Raw genomic sequence first — 8,002 nt, forward strand, 5'->3', positions numbered from 1 at the left:
CGTTCGGTGGTTTTGGCGAAGGGGAAACACCCGGTTCCATTCCGAACCCGGAAGTTAAGCTCTTCAGCGCCGATGGTACTGCATGGGAGACTGTGTGGGAGAGTAGGACGCCGCCGGACTCATATTGGTCGAGGGTCGCCCCGAATTATCGGGGCGGCCCTCGACGCATGTCGTGGGGTTGCAAAGTAGGCTGCAAGGGTCCACGAACCACCTTCAAGAACAGTGACGGACGTGATGAGCGCGGAAGAGGACGGCCGCGGCGACGACAGCCGCGAGCGGCGGGGCGACAACGGGCGGCGGAACACGCCGCCCGGCCGCGGGGGCGGCGCTCGTGGCCGCCCGGGTGGTTCCGGGGATCGCAGGAGCGGTGGGCCGCGCCAGGGCACGCCCCGTGCCGGCGGTGCGCCCGGGGGCCGGGGCCGTCCGGCAGGCGGTGGCTGGAAGGGCAAGGACGGCGACGCGCGCGGCAAGCGTGACGACCGTAAGCCGGGCCGTCCGTTCAAGCGGTCGGACGACCGGCGACCTGAATCTCGTGACCGGCGGCCCGAGTCTCGTGAGCGGGGGCCCGAGTCTCGTGACCGGCGGCCGGAGGAGCGGCGGGACGGGCGTCCCGGCGGTCCTCGCGGTGAACGGCGGGAAGGCCGGTTCGACGGGCCTCGTGGCGGAGAGCGCCGCGAGGGGCGTCCCCCGGCGTCCCGGGGCGGTCCCCGTCCCGCCCGCAGCGGAGGCCCGGGCCGTGAGGGCCGGCCGGGCGGACGGCCGACCGGCGGCGGCCAGGGCGAGCGGCGCTTCCAGGATCGTGACGGCCGCGGCGGACGCGACGAGCGGCGTCCCGGAGCGCGGCGGTTCGAAGGCCGGCGCGAGGGACGCCCCGGCGACCGGGACCGCGACCGCGACCGCCCGTTCAAGGCGCGCGGAGGCCCCAAGCGGCCGCAGGACGGCGGAGGACGCCCCTACGGCCCGCGCGGCGACCGTCCTGACCGCCGTACGCGCACCGACGAGCGTGAGCGTCCCGCGCCGCGGCACGACGACCCGATCCTGCCCGACGACGTCACCGGTGAGGAACTGGACGTCGACGCGCGCGCCGAGCTGCGCACGCTGCCGAAGGAACTGGCCGCGAAGGTCGCCCGGCACCTCGTCATGGCGGGCCGGCTCGCGGAGGAGGAGCCGGAGCGCGCCTACAAGCACGCGCGGGCCGCGCGGCGGCTCGCGTCCCGGGTCGGGGTCGTCCGCGAGGCGGCCGGGATCGCGGCCTACCACGCGGGCGAATGGGCGGAGGCCCTCGCCGAGCTGAGGGCCGCGCGGCGGCTCAGCGCGGGCGATGTGTCCTATCTGCCGGTGATGGTCGACTGCGAACGCGGCCTCGGACGCCCCGAGCGCGCGCTGGAGCTCGTCAAGTCGCCGGAGGCGCAGAACCTCGACCCGATGGGGCGCGTCGAGCTCCGCATCGTGGAGTCGGGGGTGCGCCGCGACCTGGGCCAGTACGACGCGGCCGTCGTCACGCTGCAGATCCCCGAGCTGCGCGACCGGCGGCTCCGGCCCTGGTCGGCGCGGCTGTTCTACGCCTACGCGGACGCGCTCGCCGAGGCGGGCCGGCAGGAGGAGGCGTCCGACTGGTTCGCCCGTGCCGCGGCGGCCGACCGGGACGGTGACACCGACGCCGCCGAGCGGTACGCCGAGCTTGAGGGCCTCCACATCATCGACACGGAGGACGGCGACGTCGAGGACGCCGGCGCGGAAGAGACCGGAACCGAAGAAGCCGGGACCGAAGAGGCCGGGACCGAAGAGGCCGGGACCGGCGGGAGTGACGTCGAAGAGCCGAGTGCCGAAGCCGCGGGTGCCGAAGAGGGCGGCGTGGAGGGGGCCGACTCCGAGGACGAGGCGGGTCCCGGGGATGTGCCGGCCGCCGAAGGGGCGCCGGCGACCGGGATCGCGTTCAAGGCCGCCGATCCCGAGGTGCCGGAGACGTCGGGAGAGGACGCGCCGGACGTCCCCGCGGTGTTCTTGGAACCGAAGCCGGCCGAGGGGGAGCGGCCGCCGGACGCCGGATGACCTGCCTTGCTTGACTCGTGGGTAGGTTTCGCTCGATATTCACGGGACCGCGCCGATCGGGGGGCCGCCGGGACACGTCCGGCGGAGATCGACTCTTGGAGTTGCCATGCCCCTTGACCGCCGTATGTTCCTGCGCGCCACCGCCCTCGCCGGCGGGACCGCCGCCTTCTCGGGCGCCCTGTGGCACCAGGCGTTCGCGTCCGGCCCCGCACAGCCGGGGCCGAGCCCGTACGGTCCGCTGCGGGCCGCGGACGGCAACGGCCTGCAGTTGCCGGAGGGGTTCACCAGCCGGGTCGTGGCGCGTTCGCTCCGGCGCGTCGAGGGGACGCGGTACACCTGGCATCCGGCGCCCGACGGCGGCGCGTGCTTCAGCGACGGGGACGGCTGGATCTACGTCAGCAACTCGGAGGTCCCGCTCGTCGGCGGCGTGTCCGCCCTGCGGTTCGACGCGTCCGGCAGGATCACGTCCGCGTACCGGACGCTGAACGGCACCACGCTGAACTGCGCCGGAGGGGCGACGCCCTGGAACACGTGGCTGTCGTGCGAGGAGCACGACCTCGGGCTCGTGTGGGAGACCGACCCGCGCGGGCAGAACTCGGCCGTGGCCCGTCCGGCGATGGGCAGGTTCAAGCACGAGGCGGCGGCGTCCGACCCCGAGCGGAAGGTCGTCTACCTCACCGAGGACCAGTCCGACGGGTGCTTCTACCGCTTCCGGCCGCGGACGTGGGGCGACCTGTCGTCCGGGACGCTCGAAGTGCTCGTCGGCTCGGGGCCGGGCCCCGTCCAGTGGGCGAGGGTGCCGAACCCGGAGGTCTGGCTCACCCCGACCCGTGAGCAGGTGGCCGAGGCCATGCACTTCAGGGGCGGTGAAGGCTGCCACTACACGCACGGCATCTGCTACTTCACCACCAAGGGCGACAACCGCGTGTGGGCGTACGACGCGGCGGCCGAGCGGCTGGACATCGCCTACGACGACGACCTCGTCGCGGAGGGCGAGGCGCCGCTGAAGGGCGTCGACAACGTCACGGCCACGTCCGGCGGAGACCTCTTCGTCGCCGAGGACGGCGACAACATGGAGATCAACATGATCACCACCGGCGGGATCGTGACCCCGTTCCTGCGGCTGAACGGGCACGACGACTCCGAGATCACCGGCCCGGCGTTCAGCCCGGACGGCTCGCGGCTGTACTTCTCGTCCCAGCGGGGCAAGAGCGGGTTCATCGCCGGGACGGACGGCTACACGTTCGAGGTCACCGGCCCCTTCCGCCGCTGAGGACCGCCGCCGCCCTGGGCGAGGACGTCAGGCGTTCTTGTCCAGGGCGTGCATGATGCCGGCGACGTTGCTCTCGGCGCTGGTGAGGACCTCGTACTTGGCGGCCAGCTCCGGGTCGACGTCATCGGCGGCGATGGCGTAGCGGTCCCGGGTGCGGCCGACGACCATCGCGACGGCGTGGTCGAGGTCGAGGCCCTGGTCCTTGGCGTCGCGGACGGCGTCCACCCAGACCCGCAGTTCCTCAGCCGACCGTTCGAGGGTGTCGTCCACCTCGGTCACGGGCCCGTAGTGCGCGAACAGCAGCCGCTGCGGGCCCAGCGCGCGGAACCTGCCGATCGAGTCGAGCGCGGTGCCGAGGTCGAAGTCGGGCGGTGGCGTCGCGGGTTTCACGTCCGCCGTCTCCGGGATGTACATCCCGGCGGCGTCGCCGACGTAGAGGTCGCCGGTGAGGGAGTCCATCAGCCCCACGTGGTGCTTGGCGTGGCCGGGGGAGTAGTGCGACTCCAGCCGCCGCCCGCCGCCGAGGTCGACCGTCCCGGTCTCCTCCACGGCCCGGATGCGCGCCGCGTCGGTCGGCTTCAGCTCGCCGAACAGCGTGTCGAGGGCGTCCCCGTAGACCATCCGGGCGCTGCGCATGAGCCGGGACGGGTCGGCCAGGTGCCGGGCGCCCTTCTCGTGGACGACGACCTCCGCCCGCGGGTACATCCGCGCGATGTCGCCGACGCCGCCCGCGTGGTCGAGGTGGATGTGCGTCACGACCACCGTCGCCAGGTCGTCGGGGCCGATGCCGAGCGACCGCAGCGCGGCCTGCACCACGGGTGCCGACCCGGACGTTCCCGGCTCCACCAGGCATGGCCGGTCGGACATGATCAGGTAGCCGGCGGTGATGCCGGTGTAGCCCGCCATCCGCGTGTCGATCTCGTAGACGTCTCCGCCGAGGGGGGTGACCGTGGTCGTCGTGTTCATCCCTCGATCATCGGCCGTGGCGGGCTCCGGTGGCCACCCCGTCCGGTGATCACCGTGAATCGGGACGGAGCAGGCGCAGGACGAGGCCGGTGCGCGGCTTGGGGCCGAACGAGGTGGACTTGCGGGGCACGCGCTCGCCCTCCTCCGCGACCGCCAGGACGTCTTCGACCTTGAGCGGGTTCAGCACGACGCCCGTCCCGCCGACCCGCCGGGCGCGCGCCAGGGCTGCGGACGGGTCGTCGTGCACGACCTCGATGGCGTGCTCGTTCTCAGGGACGTTCCAGACGGCCGCTATAAGGAGATGGTCGAGCACCGCGGTGTCGAGACGCCGCCAGCGCGGCGACCGATCAGACGGCATGGAGCGGCTCAATGCGTCCTCATCCGGGTCGGTGAGGAGATGCAGGGAGTCGCCCCCACCGAGAAGGAAAGCGGGACCGCTTTCGCCTGCGAGTGCTTCGAGTGCGGTGGCCTCGTCCCAGAAGTCGGTGACGCGGAACACCTTGCGGGCCTGCTCGACGGCGTCGTCCAGAGCGAGGCCGGGGAGGACCCGGTGGATCGCCCCCAAGTAAGGCGGGTAGCGCGTGGAGTCCACGAGCAGCGCCAGCCCGGAGTCCCAGGGGCCGGGGCCGTCGCCCGCGGCGTGGTGCCGCGCCTGCAGGGCGCGGTAGGTGGCGTAGCGGTGGTGGCCGTCGGCGATGAGCGCCCGCTTGCCGCGCAGCCCGGCGGCGACCCGGGCGTGCATGGCCGGGTCGGTGACGCGCCACAGCCGGTGGGTGAGTCCGTCGTCGGCGCAGAACTCCATCAGGGGCTCGTCGTCCGCCGCCCCGTCGATGATCCGGGCGGCGTCCTCGCCGCCGTCGTACAGCAGGAAGATCGGCTCCAGGTTGGCCTGCGCGGCCGCCATCAGCGCGAGCCTGTCGCGGACGGGGCCGGGGAAGACGTCCTCGTGCGGCAGCACGACCCCTTCGGACTCCGCGCGCAGGCCCAGCGCGCCGACCAGCCCGCGCTGCAGGACCGTCCCGTCCCGGGACGCCTCGTAGACGTAGAGGGCCGGTTCGCGGTCGACGGCGAGAACGCCCTCGTCCAGCCAGCGGCGCAGCCTGCCGCCCGCCGTGGCGTAGCTCTCCCCGGCCGCGCGCGGCAGGTTGATCCGGACGATGTTGTACCCGCCGCCCGCCAGCAGCCGCAGCGCGCCCGCCTCGTCGATCAGGTCGTACGGGGGCGTGGTCACCGACGCCGGGTCGTCCGCGATGCCGGGGGCGAAGCGGACGCCGTGGAACGGCGCCAGCTCCAGGCCGCGGCCCGTCCGGGGCTCGGACGTCCCGAAGACCCAGGCGCTGAACTCCCGGGGCGTCAGGCCGGCGGGGAGGTCGTCGTCCACCTTGGGCATGCTAACCACCGCCGGGCGTGTTACGGCTGTGCGGGTACGGTCGGAATGCGAGGGGAGGTCCACATGAGTCATCAAGGTTCCGGGCGGCCGGAGGATTCCCCGGAGGAGCGGCCCGGCGAGTACACCACCCCTCCGGAGGGCGGCGTCTACGAGTGGTACACGCGGGGGCTGGAGCTGCTGCGGGCGGGCAGCCCCGGCGCCGCACTGCAGCTGCTGACCAGGGCCGCCGAGGCCGAGCCGGCCTCGCACAGCATCCGGGAGGCGCTCGCCCGCGCCCAGTTCGGGACGCGGCGGTTCTCCGCGGCGGCCGAGAGCTTCGGGTCGATCGTCGAGGAGGAGCCCGCCGAGGACTACGCGCGGTTCGGCCTCGGCCTGTCCCTCAGCCGCCTCGGCGACTTCGAGGGCGCGGCCCGGCACCTGGCGCTCGCGGCGGCGATGCGCCCCGAGAACGAGGACTACGCGAAGGCGCTGCGGCACGCCAGGGCCACGCTCAAGGCGCGCCGCTGACCGCGCGCCGGGCCCGCCGCGCCTACCGGCTGGTAACGATCCCCGTACGATCACTTTCATGAGGAGCCCCATGAAAGGCAGCGGCCGTCCCCTGAGCGAGGCGTACGACGTCGCCCTGCTCGACCTCGACGGGGTCGTCTACGTCGGCCGCAGGCCCGTGCCCGCGGCCGCGGAGTCGCTCGCCAAGGCCCGCGCGGCCGGGCAGCGGCTGGCGTTCGTGACCAACAACGCCTCGCGGACGCCGTCGGCCGTCGCGGCGCTGCTCACCGAGGTGGGCGTCCCGGCGGACGCCGGCGACGTGGTCACCTCGGCGCAGGCGGCGGCGCGGCTGCTCGCCGAGCGCCTGCCCGCCGGGTCGGAGGTCCTGGTCGTCGGCGGGATGGGCCTGCGGCACGCCCTGTACGCGCAGGGGCTGCGCCCGGTGTCGACCGCCGCCGGCCGGCCCGCCGCCGTCGCGCAGGGCTACCACCCCGGCCTCGCGTACGGGCTGCTGTCGGAGGGCGCGCGGGCCGTCGCCATGGGCGCGCTGTTCGTCGGGTCCAACGGCGACCTGACCATCCCCGGCGGCGACGGGCCGCCGCACCCCGGGAACGGCGCGCTGCTCCGCGTGATCAGCGCCGCGACCGGCGTCGACCCGATCGTCACCGGCAAGCCGGAGCGGCCGCTGCACCGGGAGTCGATCCGGCGCACCGGCGCCCGGAACCCCCTCGTCGTCGGCGACCGCCTCGACACCGACATCGAGGGCGCCCACAACGGCGGCGCCGACAGCCTCCTCGTCTTCACCGGCGTCACCGGCCCACTGGAGGCCCTCACCGCGCCGCCGAACCGGCGGCCCACCTACCTCGCGCCCGACCTGACCGGCCTCCTCGTCCCGCACCCGGACGTCGTCCGCGCGGACGGCGGCCACCGCTGCGGGGGCTGGACGGCCCGCCGCGACGGCGCCGCCTTCACGGTCGACGGCTCCGGCGACCCCTACGACGGCCTCCGCGCCCTCGCCGCCGCGGCCTGGGAGACCGGGACCCCGCCGCCCGGGGAGGCGCTCACGGACGCTCTGGCGCGCCTCGGGCTCTGACCTCAGAGGAGCCTGCGCAGGCGGAGCAGGTCGAAGATGCTCGCCTCGATCTTCAGGCGGCCCGCCGCCCACGCCTTGGCGGGGTTCAGCTCGTCGCGCGCCAGGGCGACCAGGTCGTCGCTGTCCAAGGTCAGCCTGACCTGCGCCGCCGCCGGGTCGCCGTCCCGCTCGAAGGGGTCCAGCCCGCCCGCGTGCAGCCGCGTCCGGTACGCCACCCCGAGGTCCGGGATGACGCAGCTGATCGTCCGCTCGACCGCGTGCTCGGCGAACCGGTCGGCGTCCACCTCCCCCAGGCGGGCCGCGACGCGGCCGAGCGCAGCCCGGCAGTCCTCCTCGTTCGCCATGGTCAGGCCGTTCCCCGTTCCTCCGACGACGATGTCGTTCAGGGAAGGTAGCGTTCAGCATGAGCCGGAGGCGACCTGTCGCGGGCGCTCGGGGTCTACTGGGAGGTAAACGTGATGTCCGACGAGGTCGCGCAGGGGCCGGTCCCCCCGGCCGCGGAGGCGGGCCCGGTCGCGGACGAGCCGGATTTCCCCGCCGTCCCGCCGCCGGATCCCACCGGCGACCCGCGCGTGGACGCAGCCGTGGCCCGCCTCGGCGAACTCGGCGCGCGGCCCGTCTCCGGGCATGTGGAGATCTACGCGGACGTCCACCAGCGCCTGCACGACCTGCTCGCGTCCGCCGGCTCCGCCGAGCAGGAGGAGCCGTCCGGGCGGCCCGCGGAGCCCGGACCGCCCCGCCC

At 74.5% G+C, this 8,002-nt stretch carries 8 protein-coding genes and 1 rRNA gene; 6 read left to right on the forward strand and 3 right to left on the reverse strand.

The genetic code is table 11. The features are described 5' to 3' along the window. Window positions 1-2: 2 nt before the first annotated feature. The 3 genes from rrf (at window position 3) to E1200_RS28470 (ending at window position 3,325) form a co-directional block, all read left to right on the forward strand. Window positions 3-119 (forward strand): 5S ribosomal RNA (gene rrf / locus E1200_RS28460). Window positions 120-234: 115 nt separating this feature from the next. Next, window positions 235-2,052, forward strand: a complete 1,818-nt coding sequence (locus tag E1200_RS35020; protein ID WP_243708894.1) for a hypothetical protein — start codon at window positions 235-237, stop codon at window positions 2,050-2,052. Window positions 2,053-2,158: 106 nt separating this feature from the next. Then, window positions 2,159-3,325, forward strand: a complete 1,167-nt coding sequence (locus E1200_RS28470) for an alkaline phosphatase PhoX (RefSeq protein ID WP_131955167.1) — start codon at window positions 2,159-2,161, stop codon at window positions 3,323-3,325. Window positions 3,326-3,352: 27 nt separating this feature from the next. On the opposite strand, the gene E1200_RS28475 is transcribed toward E1200_RS28470, so the two are convergent. Both E1200_RS28475 and E1200_RS28480 read right to left on the reverse strand, forming a co-directional pair. Then, the gene (locus E1200_RS28475) at window positions 3,353-4,291 is read right to left on the reverse strand and encodes an MBL fold metallo-hydrolase (RefSeq protein ID WP_131955168.1); all 939 of its coding nucleotides are present in this window, start codon (window positions 4,289-4,291) and stop codon (window positions 3,353-3,355) included. Window positions 4,292-4,340: 49 nt separating this feature from the next. Beyond that, complete coding sequence (locus E1200_RS28480; protein WP_131955169.1) at window positions 4,341-5,681, reverse strand: DUF1015 domain-containing protein; 1,341 nt, start codon at window positions 5,679-5,681, stop codon at window positions 4,341-4,343. Window positions 5,682-5,744: 63 nt separating this feature from the next. Between E1200_RS28480 and E1200_RS28485 the strand changes: the two genes are divergently transcribed. After that, the gene (locus tag E1200_RS28485; protein ID WP_131955170.1) at window positions 5,745-6,188 is read left to right on the forward strand and encodes a tetratricopeptide repeat protein; all 444 of its coding nucleotides are present in this window, start codon (window positions 5,745-5,747) and stop codon (window positions 6,186-6,188) included. A 70-nt stretch (window positions 6,189-6,258) separates the two neighbouring features. Then, complete coding sequence (locus E1200_RS28490; RefSeq protein WP_131955172.1) at window positions 6,259-7,260, forward strand: HAD-IIA family hydrolase; 1,002 nt, start codon at window positions 6,259-6,261, stop codon at window positions 7,258-7,260. A 2-nt stretch (window positions 7,261-7,262) separates the two neighbouring features. On the opposite strand, the gene E1200_RS28495 is transcribed toward E1200_RS28490, so the two are convergent. After that, entirely contained in the window at window positions 7,263-7,604 is a 342-nt protein-coding gene (locus E1200_RS28495) for an SCP2 sterol-binding domain-containing protein (RefSeq protein WP_131955171.1), read from the reverse strand. 114 nt (window positions 7,605-7,718) lie between these two features. On the opposite strand from E1200_RS28495, the gene E1200_RS28500 reads away from it, so the two are divergent. After that, window positions 7,719-8,002, forward strand: a 284-nt coding sequence (locus tag E1200_RS28500) for a hypothetical protein (RefSeq protein WP_165950500.1), incomplete at its 3' end; no start/stop codon positions are given.

The organism is Actinomadura sp. GC306 (assembly GCF_004348665.1).
In the GTDB taxonomy this organism is placed as follows: domain Bacteria; phylum Actinomycetota; class Actinomycetes; order Streptosporangiales; family Streptosporangiaceae; genus Spirillospora.